The 18,689-nt window shown below is 52.0% G+C and carries 13 protein-coding genes; 3 read left to right on the plus strand and 10 right to left on the minus strand.

Annotated features, from left to right (window positions below):
• Position 1: 1 nt before the first annotated feature.
• The 7 genes from NR177_RS04560 to wbaP form a co-directional block, all read right to left on the minus strand.
• Positions 2 to 754 (minus strand): glycosyltransferase family 2 protein, encoded by a 753-nt coding sequence (locus tag NR177_RS04560; RefSeq protein WP_063880171.1) that lies wholly within the window; start codon positions 752 to 754, stop codon positions 2 to 4.
• A gap of 81 nt (positions 755 to 835) precedes the next feature.
• Complete coding sequence (locus NR177_RS04565) at positions 836 to 1,753, minus strand: glycosyltransferase family 2 protein (protein ID WP_145394138.1); 918 nt, start codon at positions 1,751 to 1,753, stop codon at positions 836 to 838.
• Positions 1,754 to 1,882: 129 nt separating this feature from the next.
• A complete protein-coding gene (locus tag NR177_RS04570) occupies positions 1,883 to 3,019 on the minus strand; it encodes an EpsG family protein (protein ID WP_256852377.1) in 1,137 nt (378 codons plus the stop codon).
• Between the two features lie 255 nt (positions 3,020 to 3,274).
• On the minus strand, positions 3,275 to 5,452 hold the full coding sequence (wzc, locus tag NR177_RS04575) for a tyrosine-protein kinase Wzc (RefSeq protein ID WP_063880173.1): 2,178 nt from the start codon (positions 5,450 to 5,452) through the stop codon (positions 3,275 to 3,277).
• A gap of 12 nt (positions 5,453 to 5,464) precedes the next feature.
• Positions 5,465 to 5,899: a protein tyrosine phosphatase gene (locus NR177_RS04580; protein ID WP_063880174.1), complete on the minus strand. Its 435-nt coding sequence runs from the start codon at positions 5,897 to 5,899 to the stop codon at positions 5,465 to 5,467.
• A 9-nt stretch (positions 5,900 to 5,908) separates the two neighbouring features.
• Entirely contained in the window at positions 5,909 to 7,048 is a 1,140-nt protein-coding gene (locus tag NR177_RS04585; RefSeq protein ID WP_096010816.1) for a polysaccharide export protein, read from the minus strand.
• A gap of 277 nt (positions 7,049 to 7,325) precedes the next feature.
• Entirely contained in the window at positions 7,326 to 8,759 is a 1,434-nt protein-coding gene (gene wbaP / locus NR177_RS04590) for an undecaprenyl-phosphate galactose phosphotransferase WbaP (protein WP_063880176.1), read from the minus strand.
• 776 nt (positions 8,760 to 9,535) lie between these two features.
• Here wbaP and NR177_RS04595 point away from each other — a divergent pair.
• Positions 9,536 to 11,101: a TerC family protein gene (locus NR177_RS04595; protein WP_256852378.1), complete on the plus strand. Its 1,566-nt coding sequence runs from the start codon at positions 9,536 to 9,538 to the stop codon at positions 11,099 to 11,101.
• Positions 11,102 to 11,111: 10 nt separating this feature from the next.
• Here the strand turns inward: NR177_RS04595 and asmA are convergent, their stop codons facing one another.
• From asmA to udk, 3 genes are all read right to left on the minus strand, one after another.
• Positions 11,112 to 12,926: an outer membrane assembly protein AsmA gene (gene asmA, locus NR177_RS04600; RefSeq protein WP_256852379.1), complete on the minus strand. Its 1,815-nt coding sequence runs from the start codon at positions 12,924 to 12,926 to the stop codon at positions 11,112 to 11,114.
• A 14-nt stretch (positions 12,927 to 12,940) separates the two neighbouring features.
• Positions 12,941 to 13,522 (minus strand): dCTP deaminase, encoded by a 582-nt coding sequence (gene dcd / locus NR177_RS04605; protein ID WP_063880179.1) that lies wholly within the window; start codon positions 13,520 to 13,522, stop codon positions 12,941 to 12,943.
• 84 nt (positions 13,523 to 13,606) lie between these two features.
• The gene (udk, locus tag NR177_RS04610; protein ID WP_063880180.1) at positions 13,607 to 14,248 is read right to left on the minus strand and encodes a uridine kinase; all 642 of its coding nucleotides are present in this window, start codon (positions 14,246 to 14,248) and stop codon (positions 13,607 to 13,609) included.
• A gap of 279 nt (positions 14,249 to 14,527) precedes the next feature.
• Between udk and NR177_RS04615 the strand changes: the two genes are divergently transcribed.
• Together NR177_RS04615 and NR177_RS04620 are read left to right on the plus strand one after the other, a co-directional pair.
• A complete protein-coding gene (locus tag NR177_RS04615) occupies positions 14,528 to 15,142 on the plus strand; it encodes a phosphatase PAP2 family protein (protein ID WP_063880181.1) in 615 nt (204 codons plus the stop codon).
• Positions 15,143 to 15,306: 164 nt separating this feature from the next.
• Complete coding sequence (locus NR177_RS04620; protein WP_256852380.1) at positions 15,307 to 18,642, plus strand: diguanylate cyclase; 3,336 nt, start codon at positions 15,307 to 15,309, stop codon at positions 18,640 to 18,642.
• The last annotated feature ends 47 nt before the right edge of the window (positions 18,643 to 18,689 follow it).

Here is an 18,689-nt window from a genome sequence, read left to right on the forward strand (position 1 = left end):
CTTAGCGGTGTTTCAGGCTAAACAGCACACCATTCACCATATACCAGGCGTAATAGTAATAGATTTTTAACGGATTGTTTTTATAGATAATTCTTAATAGTTCGAGGTGCCATTTGGCGGCTTTATTTTTATTGCGCGACAGGGAATCACCCAGTTCGTAATAATTCACCAGAATGCTCTGAATTATGCGGGCCTGTTTATAACGGTTAAACAGTTCGTAGAGGAAAAGGAAGTCTTCATGGCCTTTACGTTCAAACAAAATGCCACCCGGCGGACGGCGAAAACAGACGGATGAGAAGCACACCCGATACTGTTTTTTCACGAAGTTGTCCTGTTGCAGGTAAGGCTTTGCGTAGCGGATATCGTGGTCGGCTTTGCGCGTTTTGTAGTGATATTCCGTAATGACCAGATTATCGCCATCGGCAATAGCCTGCATCTGCTGACGCAGCTTGTCGCTGTGCCATTCGTCATCGCTGTCAAGAAAGGCGATGATCTCTTCTGTCGCGGCACGCAGTCCGACATTGCGGGTTTCTGCGGCGCCCATGTTGACCGCGTTATCGAGAAGGGTAATACGCGGGTCCTGACACTGTTCTCTCACCCACTCGAGTGAATCATCGGTGGATTTATCGTTGATCAGATACAGGTGCCAGTCCTGATAGGTTTGATTGATAACGGACTGCACGGCGCGTAATACCGTCTGGCGAGCATTATACATAGGCATAACAATGCCAACGGTACCAGAGTGATTATTCATTTTCATACCTGAATAAATAAAATAGACGGAGCCACCAGGAGCCTGTCCGGCAGCGTTAAAACGTCACGACATTCAATGGAATCAGGAGAGCGCCTTTTCGCCGCCTAAACGCGCTTTTAACTTGTCTTTCACGCGGTTCAGGAAGTAAGTGCGATTGTCTTTATTGGTCAGCAAGAAGTAGCGTGCAAAACTGACGCTCGCCATCAGCGAGTTGCCGTCCATTTTGTAGCGCAGGGGCAGCTTGAACGCTTTGTAGGTGTGAATATCACGTGCGGTAAGGTGCGGTTTCATCGTCTCCAGCCAAAACAGGGAGTACTTGACCGATTCACCTTTGTGTTTAGAGCCAAACTTCGTGACCAGATGATAGTTAGCCAGCGGGAAAGCGATCATTTCAAACCGGTAGCCCATGCGATCGGCACGGATGCAGAAATCATAATCCTGATGACGGATAAACCGCGCGTCGAACTGAATTTTAGCGGCATCTTCACGCTTCAGCACAATGGTGCTGGTTTGAATAAAGCCATAACAGCCAAACAGGTATTCCGCCACAGTTTCATTTTCGGCGGGCGGCTGCATGGGCATGACTTTCAGGAACTCACCGTCCTGATAGATATTCACCTGACTGAAAATAATGGTGTTCTGTTTGCCTTGTGCCTCAAGCTCAGCAATTTTCTCGCTGACCTGCTGCAGCTTGTCCGCATGCCACTCATCGTCGGCATCCAGAAAACTGACGTAGTCACCCGTTGCCAGCTCGATGCCTTTATTACGAGCACCGGCACCGTTGAGTTTCACCTCAGATAACACCAGATTGATGTCCAGATCCTGATAGCGCTCACTGCGCACCACGTCGGCCAGCGCGGCAGCATCCGCGGATTTGTCATCCACGATGATGACCTCGAAATGACGATACGTTTGTGCTTTAACGCAATCCAGCGTCGTGACAATCGATTCTGACGCGTTATAAGCCGGAATTACGATGGAGAAACGAATGTCCTTCATTGCCAGCACCTCATAAAAGTATTCAAAAATAAACAATTCAATCGACAAACGTCGAAGAAAAACCTGTGATGTTTCAGGCGACCGCCGCGCTGAGTGAAGCCGTTCACGCGGCGCGGATCGCCGGGTCCGTTACCGAATCAGCCAAAACTCCTGGGCCACTTCATACCCAACAACCGCTTGCTTGGTTGAAATGGTGTTGTAGTAGAGGTAATAGAGCAGGAAGAAAAACAGCATGCCAAACAGCGCCGGCTTCCATACTCGCCTGGCTTGATAGATCAGTGAGGTCAGGATGATGGGTTCAACCTGTTGCAGATAGTTAGAAAGACGCGAACCTGACGGGAAGTTGTACAGGAAGATACGGATCGCCCCGCCGATAGCAAAGCTTAAAATCAGCAGGTAGTTCAGGCGATACTGCGCATAGTTTTCGCGTTTCAGCTCATTGCTCAGCATGAAATAGAAGAAGATAAACACCAGCATGATGTTCTTCAGGTTCGACACTGACAGGATGCTGCCATCCATTGCATAGGAGGGATCGTTGTTATAACCCGATGCCCTTTCCCCCAGCGATCCAAGATGACCGGCAATCAGGGCAATAAAGCTTGATCCCCCCACCACCGAGAGCGGCAGGCTGAAACCGATGATAATCACCGGCCACCAGCGCCAGTCACGAATAAACAGGAATGGCACCAGCGTCACCACCATCACGGCGGTGTTGTGGCTCATAAATGACACAATAAAAAAGGCAAAGGCCCACCAGTAGCGCTTGAGGTATATCGTCCACAGTACGCCAAGGAACAGGGCGGAACTTAAGCCAAAACGTATCTGGTTAATGTCTTTGTTGATAAAGATGTGCGCCGAATAGAGCGCCAGCGCCAGTACCGGATAAGGTGACATCTTTTTGAAAAAATAAGCGTTTATCGATACCGCGATGGCGCAGAAGACAAACAGGAACACGCTGGCATTGTGCGAAACTAAGCTGGTTACCCACGCCATCGCAAAAATCAGCGGTTCGTAGCGGAAAAACGCAACGGTCTCGAAAAAGCCGTTGATCTGGATGCGCCGGATAAAGTCTTCGAAGAAACTGCGGTACTGGTAGTCATCCATGCCGGTGCCAAGCCCGCGAATACCACCAAACACGATCAGAATAATGGCCGCAAAGCACAGCAGCCACGTCAAAATATAATTTGTGCGTTCGTCTTTTTTCACCAGGATTTCAAACAGCGAAATCAGCAGCAAAAACCCTGATATATACCAATATGGAGCCATGGTGTGATTCCTTAAATCCACAAGTTCTCATGCCAACAGCGGCCTGTGCTGATTACCTTCCGGGTTGATATCTCAGCGGGTCTGCGCCGACATCGCGACAGACAAAAGCGTGTTGATGATGAATTCTGATGATTGACGTTAGATCGTCGCTTATTGTGCGTTGTATCCAGAATCACCTGTGCAAATCGTTATGTGTCGTCATCCTGAGCCTGCGATCAAAAGGGGCGGTCAAACCCGCCCCTTTTCTTTCAGCTCTTAGCTTTTCGTCGGTTTACCGTACTCGTAGTCGTAGTAGTCATAGCCATAACCGTACGAGTTAGCCGCTTTTCGTACCACGGCGTTAAGGATAATCCCTTTAATTTCGATACCGTTCTGGGCAAAGCGTTTGAAGCTGACATCCACTTCTTTCGTGGTGTTGGTTTCAAAGCGCGCCACCATCAGCGAGGTACCGGCCAGCTTACCGATAATGGAGGCATCCGTTACGGCCAGAATCGGTGGCGTATCAATCAGGACTATGTCGTAATTTTTACTTGCCCACTCCAGCAGTTCACCCATGCGGCGGTGCATCAACAGCTCCGACGGATTCGGTGGAACCTGACCGCGCGGCAGGAAGTCAAAACCGTATGGCCCTTGCTGAATCATCGCCGGCGTAAACTCAGTTTTGCCTGACAGCACGTTAGAGAGACCGGATTTATTTTCCGCGCCCAACAGTTCGTGGGTGTAACCACGGCGCATATCACCATCGATAAACAACACCTTCTGCCCTGCTTTCGCAACCAGAGTGGCGAGGTTAACGCAGATAAAGGTTTTACCAATACCCGGGCTGGCACCGGTAATCATCAGAATGTTGTTTTTCGCTTCCATCATCGCGAAGTGCAGGCTGGTACGCAGGCTACGAATCGCTTCGATGGACAGATCGGTTGGGTTACCCAGCGCTAACAACGTCTCATGCGGATCGGTTTTCACCTTGTGACCGCGACGTGCCAGTGCTTCGGTATCTTTCTTACGCTGCCACTCGGAAAGCGGGACGCTGGCATAAACGTTCATGCCCAGCTCTTCCAACTGCTCTGGGTTCTCGATACCGTGATGCAGCAGCGCCTTCAGCAGTACCACGCCCACGGACACCATCAGACCCAGAATCAGGCTGGCGGCAATAATCAGTAGCTTTTTCGGCGCAACCGGTGAATTGGCGGTCGCGGCCTGATCGATAATACGTACATCACCCACGGTACTGGCTTTACTGATGCTCAGCTCTTGCTGACGATTCAGCAGCTGCATGTAGATTTCCTGTCCTGACTGCACATCGCGGGTCAGACGCAGAATTTCCTGCTGGGTTTTAGGCATCTGCGCAATTTTCTTGTTCAGCTGCGTCTGCTCGTCTTCCAGCGTTTTACGCTTTTCCAACAGCGCCCGGTAGGTTGGGTGATCCTTGGTGAACAACTGTGAAACTTCAGCTTCACGGAAGGTCAGCTCGTTAAGCTGGCTCTGAACACTGACGGAAGAATCCAGTGCCGATTTTGCTTCGAGCGACAGGTCAACGGACTCATTCTCGCGACGGTAGGTGTTGAGTTTGTCTTCGGCCTGATCCAGTTTGCCGCGAACTTCCGGCAGTTGCTGTTTCAGGAACTCCAGGCTTTTCTCGGCCTGTTCGGATTTACGCTGCACGTTCTGTAACAGGTAGTTATTGACGATCTGGTTCAGAACTTTGCTGATCTGCTCCTGATCTTCACCCACATACTGCAGTCCCAGTACGCCGGTATCTTTCCCTTTGTCCGCAACGGTCAGGTTAGACAGGATGCTGTTAATTGCCTGCAGATCGTTGAGTTTGGTGACGGTAAACGTGGTGCCAGGCTCCGCATTGATATCGCTGACCAGCATGCTCACGTCGCCGTGTTTTTCGAACTGCCCCACTTTGCCTTTGAACAGCTCATCGCCATCTGCCGAAACGGTGTAGCTGTCTTTACCCGTAACCTCCAGTTCAACACTGCGTTTTTCAATAGTGCGCGGGATTTCAAGACGGGATACCGCGACCTGTCCGGGCTTGTTGCCCATCAGACGCGACAAGCCTTTACCGATGACCGGAAAGTAGTTCTGCGAAACCATCGCATCCAGGCCGAGGTCCTGAACGGTTTTCCCCAGCACCATACGTGATTCAAGGATCTGGATTTCGGTATCTGAGGCCGGCGTCGTGGGCATGATTGACTGCAGTTCATTCAGGACGGTGCTGCTATTCTTCTGCTCAACCTGAACCATGGCGTCGGCGCTGTAAATGGGCGTCGCAAACAGTGTGTAAAGCGTTGCCACCAGCATGAAAAAAGCGGTAACAGCGACGATGACCCAGCGGTGATCAATAAGCTGTCCCACAAGATGCGCCAAATCCCACCCATTCGATTCCTCGCGTGGCGCGGTCATGACTTTGTTTTTTATATTCATGGATAATCCCAACTATCGGCTTAGTACGCTGACCCATTTCTGAGTGGCGTGTTCCAGTAACCCGTAAACCTCTTCAAAGGCCTCACGGCTTTTTCTGTACGGATCCGCTATTTCCTTCTGATTGAGCCAGTGCCCAAGCAGCATCGTTTTGCCGCGTGCAGCCGGATCGATGCGGTTAACCTGTTCAATATGGCGTTTTTCCATCACCAGAATCAGGTCATACTCCCGGCACAGGCTGGCCGTTAACTGCTGGGCCTCATGACCGTCCAGGGATAACCCTTTTTCGGCCGCCACCTCAGTCGCGGTTTTATCCGCCGCATGACCGACCAGCGCGCCGAGTCCGGCAGATGCCACAGGAAGGTGCGGCAGCGCACGTTTGAACAGGCGCTCTCCTGTGGGAGAGCGGCAGATGTTGCCTACGCAGACGACTAACACGGACTTAATCATGGCTAAACCTTAGTTCGACCAGTTGCGGATGCGCTGTGCGGCCTGAGTCGCATCGTTAACACCGGCGATGGTTGGTATCAACTGCGATATCACACGGTTCCAACGCGTCAGCGGCGTCGAGGTTACGTAGACGATATCGTAAGGTTCAAGTTGGAATTCGGTACCCATGACCATGGACGCCGCATCTTTGGTGTTTAACTGATAGATGTTGGCAATTTTGCTGCGATCAGTGCCGCGAGTCGGTCGGATAACAAACACACCGGTCGCGTCAGAGGTGGTTTGATCCATGCCCGCCGCGTTACCCAGTGCTTCCGCCAGCGTCATGCCGCTGCGATCCATTTTCAGGGTTGCCTGCTGTTTCACTTCACCCATCACAAAGACTTTCAGATCGTCATTGCGCGGCACATACAGAATGTCACCCGGATAAAGCAGATGGTTTTGGCTCAGATCGCCGTTCTGCATCAATGCCTGCAGCGAAACGCGCTGCTCACGACCGTTGTGAGTCAGAATGACATTACGCCAGTCTGCATCCGCCGCTAAGCCACCTGCGGCGTTAATCGCATCCAGGACAGTGAGCGGGACGTTGGTAATAGGCTGCTGGCCTGAAGTGGTTACGGCGCCGGTCACGTAGGTTTTCTGTGACTTGAACGAGGCGATGCTGACATCGACCTGAGGGCTTTCGATGTACTGCGCCAGACGACGCGCGACTTCATCACGCACCTCACCAACGGTACGACCAGCTACACGGACTCTGCCAATGTAAGGATAGAAAATCGTGCCATCTGAATGTACCCAGTTACCGGTGTCGCTGGCGCTGCGGTACTGACCTGCGGGGGTGGTGAGCTCAGGGTGATCCCACACGGTGATGGTGAGCACGTCACCAATGCCGATGCGGTATTCGTAGTTCTGAATCTCGGTCTGGAGTGATGGATTAGCCTGTGCCACCAGGGGCTTGGGACGCATTCTCTCCACCAGCGTTGGTGTTAACGGGTAAACGTTAACGTATTTGTCGATGTCAAAATTGTTGTCCTGCTGCTCAATGACATCTTTTCCCGAAGTGGACAAATTTTGCCCCGGCACGACGGTACAGCCGGCCATAAACGTGGCAGATACCAGAACAGGTATCATTTTCATTTTCATTGTAATCATTTAGATCTTCGCTATCAGTTAATGTTTGATAGAGGCGAATACGCCGCTGTGTAAGCGCTCGAAAAATGTAAACTATCCTGAATCAGGCCCTGAACATGTCGTTCATTATTCTTAGCTCCTGTCTTTTACCAATAACGCGCTTTACCCGGGACGGATTAAAGCAAAGCAGAACATTTCTGTTTATCAATGCCGTACCGCTTTTTTTTAGAAAAATCTGCCAGCCGGGCACCTGAAAAAGGCTGCTATCAGAGCATGGCTGACAGAGTTTTTTCTGCGGCTAGTAAGCACCATCACGTTTAAGTACGACACCAACGGTTTTGAACAGAATCGCAATGTCGTTCCACAGAGACCAGTTTTTTACATACCATGAGTCGAAATAGACTCGCGTTTCATAATCTACATCGTTGCGCCCACTGACCTGCCACAAGCCTGTCATGCCCGGTTTGGCCATCAGGTAGTAATCGACATCGCCAGCATAGCGAGCCAGTTCATCTTCAATCACCGGACGCGGTCCGACCAGGCTCATATCGCCACGCACGACGTTCCACAACTGCGGCAGTTCATCAAGGCTGGTTTTACGAATAAAGTGCCCGACTTTAGTAATACGTGGATCGTTCTTGAGTTTGAAATCTTTGTCCCATTCAGCACGGGCAATCGGGTCCGTGCGTAAGACTTCCTCCAGCACTTCCTTCGAGTTAATCACCATCGAACGGAACTTGAGGCATTTGAACTTACGACCGTTTAAACCTACGCGCTCATGACCATAAATCGGCGGCCCACCATCGCGTCCGACCAGGAAGCCCAGCACCAGCAGAGCCGGTAGCAGCATCAGGATGATCGACAGCGCACCGAAAATATCGAAGGTGCGTTTCAGGAAACGTGAGGTACGTTTTGCCAGGTTATTCTGAACACGCAGAATCATGACTTCATGGCTGAAGATGTAGGCCATGTCGGTGCCGTAAAGCGGCACACCGCGCAGCGTCGGGATCACTGACACAGAACGGCAGTTATGCATGGCCAGGGATTTCAGCCACATGTCGCGGTGCTGACTTTGCTCGAACTCAACCGCAACAATAAACTGCGTTTCACTGTTCGTTAGATTCCACAGCGCTTGCTCATCGCGCAGCACCGGGATACCTGAAATCAACTCCTGCGGGCAGGAACCGTCCACGTCATAGAAGGCAATCACATCGAAGCCCATGACTTCTTCGCTCTGCAGCGCCTGCCAGGCTTCCTGTGCGTTTTTATTGCTACCGATGATAATGGTCTGCTTTTTCCACAAGCCGTATTTATTCAGCAGGCGTTTAGACAGCGAACGGCAGACCGGAATGATCACCAGCGTAATAAGCCAGGTCAGCAACCAGACAAAACGTGACATCTGCCATTGAGACAAGGCCGTGATCGACAGTTCAATGACGGAGAAAATGAGAATGGTACGAAAAATTTCTTTTAATTCGAACCAAAAAGGTTTGCGATAGGTGTAATGACGCAGCCTGACCCAGAACCAGAACACGCAAATTACAGACAGGCAGATGTGTGTAGCAACTTTTAAATTTAATTCCCGATCAGACATATCCGACAACAGTGAAGGAGATGTCATATTAATTAGCATCATCGCGATAAATAATGCCGCGTTGAAACATATTAAATCAGAACAAGCCAATAATAATTTGGTGATAAGACTTTTAAACGTAAATTCGTTATCGCGCATATTTAACTCTTTATTTTATTTCCTTAACCCACCACACCAGACTCTTAAGCGACCAGCATTGTCCCTTAAGCCCGAGCGTTTCTGAGGGGAGCTCCTGCGGCATTTACGCCATTGTCATTGACTATGAAACCAATAATACCGTACTCAATACCAACAGATTACTCTGACTTTATCAGCAACATGCTGATTAAATATCAAACCGAAGCGGCGACTCAGACACGCTACCGCCCTTGGCTGTCGCTGCCAATACCGCCCTGATTGCCACTGTTTTCGCTGCACCGCGTGCGATTGCGCACAAAACATCCTTGTGCAGAATGCGTTGACATTCCGCTACATACCATGACGGATTATCGCGCAAATTACAGATTCAGGCGCAGGCGTTGACTAACTCGTTGCTATACTAGTTATTACTGGCATGTTTACAAGTAGACCCCGCCATCCCTGGACTATTTTAGGAAAAAGACTACCAGTAATAAGTATTGAACCCGCCCATTTTCGGCTTTGAGGTGGAAAAAAATCAGATTTATTCCATGTTGGCACCAGGAATAATCGCATAAGAAATTCCTCTGAATGAGAAAGGCGGTGACATTAATCTGCAACCTTTTTCCGCTACTGTCGTCCCCGCATTAATCAATCTGCTGAAGAATTATCCTGTAATTAATGTATGCGGTATTCAATTAAATCGTAAAGAACCTGTAAGGTCGCTATTTGTCCCCTGGCCCTCTCTCCACTATCATCAGATAAAGCTTATTTTTAGACATTCAGGTGAATAAAGCATGTTGGAGGTAATGGCCGACCCCGCGTTATGGGCAGGTTTAGTCACGCTAATCGTTCTTGAACTGGTACTGGGCATCGATAACCTGGTATTTATTGCCATTCTGGTCGAAAAGCTTCCCGCCGCGTCGCGCGATCGGGTCCGGGTTATTGGCCTGCTGATGGCGTTGGTCTGCCGACTGCTGCTGCTGGCGTCCCTTTCCTGGCTGGTAACACTGACCCAGCCATTGATGACGCTGACTAATCACGCCTTTAGCGCCCGTGACCTGTTACTGCTGTTCGGTGGACTGTTTTTATTGTTTAAAGCGACAACAGAACTGAACGAAAGACTAGAAGGTAGCGATGACGACAACGCTCAACAAAAAGGCGGCGCTAAATTCTGGCCAGTAGTGGCACAAATTGTGGTGCTGGACGCGATATTTTCGCTGGATGCGGTGATCACGGCTGTCGGTATGGTAAACGATTTGCCCGTGATGATGGTTGCGGTTACCGTCGCCATTTTATTGATGTTGCTGGCCAGTAAGCCCCTTACCCGCTTCGTCAACAGTCACCCGTCCATCGTTATCCTGTGCCTGAGCTTTTTGCTGATGATTGGCTTTAGCCTGGTGGCGGAAGGGTTTGGCTTTGCCATTCCGAAAGGCTATCTCTATGCCGCCATTGGTTTCTCGGTGCTTATTGAAGCCCTGAACCAGCTTGCGCAGTTTAACCGTCGCAAGGTGCTGTCTGCCGGTCGTCCGTTACGGCAGCGTACCGCCGAAGCGGTTTTACGCCTGTTACGCGGCGAAGCCGAACGGGCAGAACTGGATGCAAAAACGTCGTCGATGCTTGCCGATGGCGATTCAGTCGCGCTGTTTAATCGTCAGGAGCGCGTGATGATCGCCAGAGTCATGGGGCTTGGACAGCGCCACGTAAACAGCATTATGACGACGCGCCACGATGTTCAGCATATTGACTTAAGTGACGATCCGGCCGTCATTATGGCGAATCTCGACAGTAATCAGCATACGCGCATCGTTATCACGGATAACGGCAACGAACCGCTCGGTATTGTGCATGTTAACGATTTGCTGCATCAGTCACTGCACCACCATTCACTCGATTTACGCAGCCTGATCCGCCAGCCGCTGGTGTTTCATGAACGCATCACCCTGTTACAGGCGCTGGAGCTGTTTCGTCAGGGGCACACGCACTTTGCTTTTGTCGTTGATGAGTTTGGTTCTGTGGAAGGCGTTGTCACCTTGAGCGATTTGATGGAAACCATCGCCGGGAGTCTGCCCAATGAGGCGGGTGAGACCGATGCGCGCTATGACATTCAGCCTAACGGTGCGGGCGGCTGGATTGCCAATGGCCAAATGCCGTTAGAAGACCTGGCAATGTATGTCACCTTGCCGCTGGACGACAAACGGAATTATCACACGCTTGCCGGGCTGGTGATGGATCGACTGCAGACGATCCCGCAGGAAGGCGAAGAGATCGCACTCGGCGATTACCGGTTACGCACCCTGCAGGTTGAACACCACCGGATTCAGAAGGTAGAAATCCTGCCAAACCCCGACGCGCCGCACTGAAGCCGCACCTTTATGGGCGCGGCGAATCCTGGCGGCTGTCTTTGGTCTGCTGACGATCGAGCCACTGATTCAGACGCGATTTAGCCTCGTTTTGCAACTTATCACGGAGCACGTCGTCAACCGGCAGCGTATATTGTGGATTATCCCAGCTGCCGTAGATACGAAACGGGATCGCCTGGCTGGAGAGCGCTGCAACCAGTTTTTCGTCACCCTGCCAGCCACTCAGCGTCAGGCCCAGCGTCACGTCTAACTGTTGCTGCACCATATTGACACTGCCGTCGCCCCGTAATGCCAGTTGCTTACTGGTACCGTTAAGATGGCTAAAGGTGAGTAGCCCTTTTTTCAGCGCAAGCTGGCCGCTAATGTCGTCGATGCCCTGCCCTGATGCCTGATCGTCACTACTGATACGGTCGCTGACGCGTGCGACGGCGCGACGCACCATCTGCTGCAAGTCAATTTGTGCCAGCTTGAGGTGGCTCACACGGATATCCGCTTTGCCCTGCCAGCTGCGTTTCGCATCCTCAAGGGTAAGGTTATCACCCGCCAAATCGCCATTAAGATCCACCGTTCCCTGTAACGACTGCGGCAAGGCAAGCGCCTTTAACAAGGGCTGGATATCAACCTGGTTCAGCACCGGCTTAAAGGTGACATGGGTAACGGGCTGACGAATATCAATGCTGCCGGGAACAGAGAAACTACCCTGTCCTACTGAGCCAGACAGCGTGCGCAGTGTCATCAAGCCCTGTTGGTTAACCGCATCCACAGCGAGTTTGGTGAGGCTAAGACCTCGCCACACCGCCTTATCCGCCTGCAGTTTGACATCCAGATCGATATCGTTGAGCGGCGAGTCCGCATTCGTGGGTTCACGCTGATCGGCAATCACCGGCGCAGGGGCGATCTGGCTGCTTTGCCCACTTACCTGCTGGGTCAGGGATGAGATAAACAGCAGGTTGTCCATATCGAGTGAAGTGGCATGAAGGTCCAGCGCCAGTTGTTGCGGTGGCGTGAGGTTGCCTTGTGCATTGCCGCTGAGAACGCTGTCGTTGGCGTTAAGCTTCAGGTCGGTGACGGCAAAGGTATTCCTGTCGGCATTCCAGCGTCCCTGAAAGCTCAGCGTACCTTTAATGCCCTGCGGCGGCAGGCTGGCACCAGACAGATCGTAATCCAGCTGATCGAGCTGACCGCTTAACTGATGAGGATACTGTGATTTGTCCAGCCGGCCTTTCAGATTGACTAGCGCCGTGCGCTGGTTGCGCGTCAGGCTGGTATTCAGCGTGATCGTTGCCACGCTGGACTGATCCTGCTCCATATCCAGATTCAGATTGCGGAAGGTGAACGCATCACCGCCCGGCTGTTGCCAGATAAACAGGCTGTCCGACAGCTGAAGCTTGTCGATATCGAATGACCAGCGGGCAGAAGAGGTCGGCTCGGTATTGTGCGGACCGCGCGGCGCATCCTGCGGGGCCTGTGCGGCACTGTCAGGTGTCACCCGCACCACGGCATTTTTCAGCATCACCTGGCTGACGCTCAACTGATGCGACAATAAAGGCAGGAGGTTTACATCCAGGCGCATGTTGTCTGCAGAAACGACGGGCTGCGACGCACCGGGCGCCGTCAGACTCATACGACCGGCAAGAATGCTGAGTTTTGGCCAGACATGCCAGCGCAAATCGCCGTTGATGGTAAGTTGATAACCGCTGCGCTGTTCGACCTGTTGTACCATGTAGCTACGAAAGTCGTTGGGATTGACCAGCAAAACCAGCGCGGTCAAGCCTGCTACGACCACCACCAGTAAGATGGCCAGCGTGGTTATCACTCTTCTCATCACATCCTCATGAATTAGTCTTTATCGATACGACTGGCATCAGCACCCTGCTGGCCTCGATATTTCGCGTTCTCACGGCGATTATAAGGGCGCGCGGCTGGCCCGGAAAGCGGCTCAAAGCTTAGGGCACCAATCAGCATTCCGGGGCGCAGCGCCAGGGGCAGTTTGCCCGAATTATAGAACTCCAGCACGATACGGCCCTGCCAGCCTGGATCGATACGGTGCGCGGTCACATGGACCATCAAACCCAGGCGCGCCAGCGAGGAGCGTCCGTCCAGCCAGCCTACGAGGTCGTCAGGAATGGTGACGGATTCCAGCGTTACCGCCAGAGCCAGTTCTCCTGGATGCAGGAAGAACGCCTCGCCTTCGGGGAGAACGATCTCATCGCTCATCACGCGATCGAGCGCGGCACTCACTTCGTCCTTCGGGCCACTCAGGTCGATAAAGGCAGCGGTATGTCCACTGAAAGTACGGAACTGATTGCCTAAACGGACGTCAACCGTTGCACCATTGATACGTTCTACGGGTGGCCGCGGCGTAATCGCCAGTTTTCCGCTATCAAGCCAGGCTTCAATATCGCGGTCGCATAATCTCATTGCGGTAACTCCATGAAGTAAGTGTAGCGAACAGGGCGCATCTGTGCTGTTAACCTGTTCGCGCCACGTCCTTTGAGACGTAAACTACTCGAAGAACTGGTTAATCTTGGCCTTGAGGATATCAATGGCGATACGGTTTTTACCCCCGCGCGGCACAATAATATCTGCATATTGTTTGGAGGGTTCAATGAACTGCAGAAACATAGGGCGAACCGTTTTCTGATACTGGCTCATCACGGAGTCCATTGAACGACCACGTTCATTCACATCACGCTTCATACGACGCATCAGACAAATGTCGAGCGGCGTATCCACAAAGATGGAGAAATTCAGTTCCTGACGCAGGCGCGCATCGGTCAACAGTAAAATGCCTTCAAGGATGATGACTTTTTTAGGCTTAATTTGCAGCGTTTCTTTCGTACGGGTGTGCTCGACATAGCTGTACACGGGTAACTCAATGTCCTGTCCTGCTTTTACCGCACGCAAATGCTGTAATAACAAATCATGATCCATCGCGCTGGGATGGTCATAATTGGTTTTAACCCTCTCTTCCATGGTGAGGTGACTTTGATCTTTGTAATACGCATCTTCAGGAATAACGCCGATATGTTCATCGCCCACCTGGTCGCGGATTTCACGATAGAGAGTACTGGCGATTAAACTTTTACCGGATGCGGATGCACCTGCAATGCCAACGATCACGCACTGATGAGACTTGTCAGTCATACTTTTAAAAACCTGATACTGGAGCCAGAAACTGTGCGCAAACTGCGCACCCAGTTAATGGGGCTGAACGGAGAGGGTGAGTTGGCGCTAAGTATAGGGATTTCGGCCTTTTGATGCCAGAGAAATGGCATTCTCCCTTTTCAGACTTTCCCCTTTTAACCTAACGGATTTCACCGATAAACTAGCAGCACAAAACAGAATGACGACGCACAGCACCTGTCGGGCCTGATGTGGCTGATGAATAAGGGCGTTTTGCCCGAAGAAGAATAAAGGAAGACTATGCTCTGGAAGACCCTCACCTATTTTGGTGACAGTATGTTGTTGATTCCCACGGCGGTGATTATTGCACTGATTTTGCCGTGGAAAAGCGATAACCGCCGCACCGTATGGTACTGGATCATGGCGTTTGGTTTAGCCGGGTTGGTTGTCAGCGTGTCCAAAATACTGTTTCTTGGTTTTGGTATCGGTAGCGCCCGCTTTAACTTCACCGGGTTTAGCGGTCACAGCGCCATGTCCGCTACCTTGTGGCCAGTGATGCTTTGGTTAATATCAGGGCGCTGGTCAAGCCGGTGGCGCGTCTTTGCTATTGGTGTGGGCTATGTCATTCCATTGATGGTAGGTCTGTCACGACTGGTCATTCATGCCCATTCCATTAGTGAGGTACTGACCGGGCTGTTGCTGGGCTTTACGCTCAGTACCGCGTTTTTACTGTCGCAACGGCAAACGGCGCTGAAGGGCTTTAGCTGGCCACAAATTGCCGCGGCGCTCCTGGTCCCGGTACTGCTGCTGGGGCACGGCCGGATAGCCACGACACAACAGTTTCTGGAGCAGTTTTCTGCCCGTCTGGCTGGCATGGAAAAACCTTATACAAGGGCCGATCTTTTCCGCGACTGATAAACTGAATGGCGCGTGCTGGCGCGTGCCATTCAATCCAACGAATACCGCAATTTAATGATTTCCCCCCTGTTTTTTCTACCAAATGTGCTAGCATTCTTCCAATAACAATGGCTCGCGCACCGCATTCCATTGCACTATCTTGCTTCCTGCTGGATCGATAAATGATCGTTGAGACACTGGCCTCGTCAGATAAATCACCTAACACGTGGCTACACGCCTGCTGGCTTAGCCTGGTTTCCTTCGTCCTGACATTGTTCTGTCTTGAACTTATTGTGGTCAGCGGTAAAATTTCGCCACTCTGGTTCTCAACGGCACTAATGACCATCGTGGTTTTTCGTTGCACTTCACGCCAGTTGCCCTTTTTGCTCCTTGCCTGCCTCATTGGTACGGCGGTGGCCAACGCATTGATCATCGGCCCTGCCCTTTCAAATTTAAAATTTGCGCTGCTTAATCTGTTGCAGGCCCTGATGGGCGGATTTTTATTACGCGCATTACTTAACCGGGATGCGCCGCTGGTTTCGCTAAATGACTGGATACGCTTTGTCATTGCCACCGGCATCATTTCTCCGGTTATTGGCGGCACCCTTGCCCTGTGGGTACTGCACGTGGGTGAACAGGCGTCGTTTGCCTTCTTTTATACCTGGGTGATTTCAGAAATTATCGGCATGCTCGCCCTTGGCCCGGTTTTGCTGCTGCTCTCCTGGCCACTGCCGCACGATTATCTGAAACGCGCGTCGCTGTTTGAAACGCTTATCACCCTCGTTCTGACGCTCACCGCCAGCTATTTATCGCTGCGGTTCTTACCCTGGCCGTTTACCTTTATTTTGGTCGTGCTGTTCTGGTGTGCCGTGCGGCTGCCCAAGGTCGAAGCCTTTGTGCTGTTTTTTCTTAACGCCAGCTTTATGGCGTTATTGCTCTCATTAGACTGGATTAAGGTCACGTCTACCGTCAGCGCCTATGCAGTCATCACCAGTTGGCTTCCGTTTTTGATGGTTTTAATCCCCTGTCATATCATGTCGTTAGTGATGGATGCTTTCCGCCATGAAAAGCATCACATTAGCGAGAGCGAAACCCGTTTTCGTCATGCCATGGAGTATTCAGCCATTGGCATGGCGCTGGTTTCTGTAGAAGGCCGATGGCTTCAGGTGAATAAATCCTTGTGCGATACGCTGGGTTATCCCGAGCATGAACTCACCAAACTGACCTTCCTGCAAATTACCCACCCCGACGACATCTATGACGATCAGAAGCGCCTGGAGAAGCTGCTCGAAGGCAAAATTTATTCCTACACGCTGGAAAAGCGCTATTTTCGCAAAGACGGCGAAATAGTCTGGGTACGGCTGACCATCTCCCTGGTGCGCGATAACGCGCAGCAACCGCTCTATTTTATTGCGCAGATTATCAATATCTCCGAACTGAAACAGAGCGAACTGGTGAATCAGCGTCTGATGGAGCGGATTACGCTGGCGAATGAAGCAGGCGGCATCGGCGTATGGGAATGGGACATGATCAGCGGCGAAGTGCTGTGGGATAAACGCATGTTCGAGCTGTTTGGCATGAAATCCTATGAATCGCCCAGCTACGAGCTCTGGGTGAAGATGGTCCATCCCGCCGATCGTGAGTATTGCGTGATGACGATACAAGGCGCTATTGAACAAAGCAGTGCGTTCCAGATGGAGTATCGGGTGGTGCGTGAGGATGAGCACTACTGGATTCGTACTCAGGCTAATCGCCTGCTCAGTAAAGATGGCCGTATTGAGCGCATCCTGGGGATCTCCCAAGACATCACGCCGTTACGTAATTTGAATGATGCGCTGTTTCAGGAAAAAGAGCGCATGATGATCACGCTGGACTCTATCGGTGAGGCCGTTATCAGTACCGATCAGGAGATGCGCGTGACCTTTATGAACCCTGTGGCGGAAAAAATGACGGGCTGGTCTCAGGATGCCGCGGCAGGCAAACCGGTCAGCGAACTATTGCATATCACCCATGGTCGTCATGGCCCTGAAGTCGAAAACCTGCTGCTGAACCACATCCCCTCCGAAAAAACCGCGCCCTACCTGTCTGAAGAGTGGGTATTACACACGCTGAACGGCGAACATATTGATATCCATTACAGTATTACGCCGCTCAAATCTGAATCTGGCACCGAGCGCGGTGCGGTGCTGGTTATCCAGGACGTCAGCGAGTCACGTAAAGTGATGAAACGCCTGAGTTACAGCGCCCTGCACGATACGCTGACCCGATTGCCTAACCGGGCCAGCTTTGAGCTGCAACTTAAGCGACTGCTTTCCGACGCTGTCGAGCATCAGAATCAGCACGTGCTGGTGTTTATTGACCTTGATAAATTTAAGGCGGTCAACGACAGCGCGGGACACGCTGCCGGGGACGCCCTGCTAAGCGAACTCTCGGACTTAATGCGCCACCGCCTGCGCGGCAGCGACTTCCTGGCCCGGCTCGGCGGCGACGAGTTTGCCATCCTGATGCCCGAATGCCGGGTCGATCAGGCCTGCGAAGAGGTCGAAAACATCGTTCGCGCCGTCAGTGACTACTGTTTTGAATGGCTGGGGCGCGCCTATCAGGTCGGTGCCAGCGCGGGCATTACGCAAATCTCCGCTCAAAACGCGCAGAGCAGTGATGTCCTCTCGCAGGCGGATATTGCCTGTTATAACGCCAAGCGAAGCGGCCGGGGCCGCTATATGGTGTATGAGCAGCATCCTCTCGCGTTGATGGGAAACCCTCACGCCCTGGATCTGACGATGGTGGATGCCTTGCAGGTTGAAATGCAGGTATGGGCGGTCGCGCCGCCCGGTAAGCCTCATTCTGCCAGCGTCTGGCTGGTGGAGATTCAGCTGTTCACCGAGGAAGGGTTGCTTATTGATGAGCATCTGCTGCGTAACAACCTGACCGATGAGGCGCTGAAACGCCGGCTGGAAGACAATATCGTTGCAGCCTTTTTCGGTCAGCGTATTTCAACAATGAGCCAAAAAGGCATCGCCTTGATATTGCCCCTTGATGTGAACGCGCTTTACGATCCGGCCTTTGTCGAAAACCTGTGTTTTCGCTTTGCGGAATCGGGTCTTGCCGACAGCCATAGCGGGATTGCGCTTAACGCCGCCAGCGTCCTTGCCAGCGGTGAGCGCCTGATCGGCGCGTTGACGAAACTACGCCAGGCGGGCTGTCGCATCGTATTGCAGCATTTTGGCCGTAATCTGGATGCCTTTAATCAGCTCACCGGCAAGGTCGTTGACTGCCTGATTCTGGCCCCGGAGCTGGTAGCTAACCTGCACAATAATCTGATGGATGAGATGCTGATCTCCATTATTCAGAGCCAGACCAGCCAGCGTGATATTACCCTGCTTGCAGGCCCGGTTTCGGTTCCAGCCGTTCTCACCACGCTCACCCGTCTCGACGTTGACGGCGTCTGGGGAAGCGCGGTCGCAGAACGCCAGCCACTGAGTAAACTGGCGGAAGAGTCCCTTTTCGCGATTCGCTAATTCTGCCGCTCACCGCTTGCCACGACCTTTCAGCTGCGCTAAAGTCG

It is taken from the genome of Pantoea sp. Fr+CA_20 (assembly GCF_024520835.1).
GTDB lineage: Bacteria > Pseudomonadota > Gammaproteobacteria > Enterobacterales > Enterobacteriaceae > Pantoea > Pantoea allii.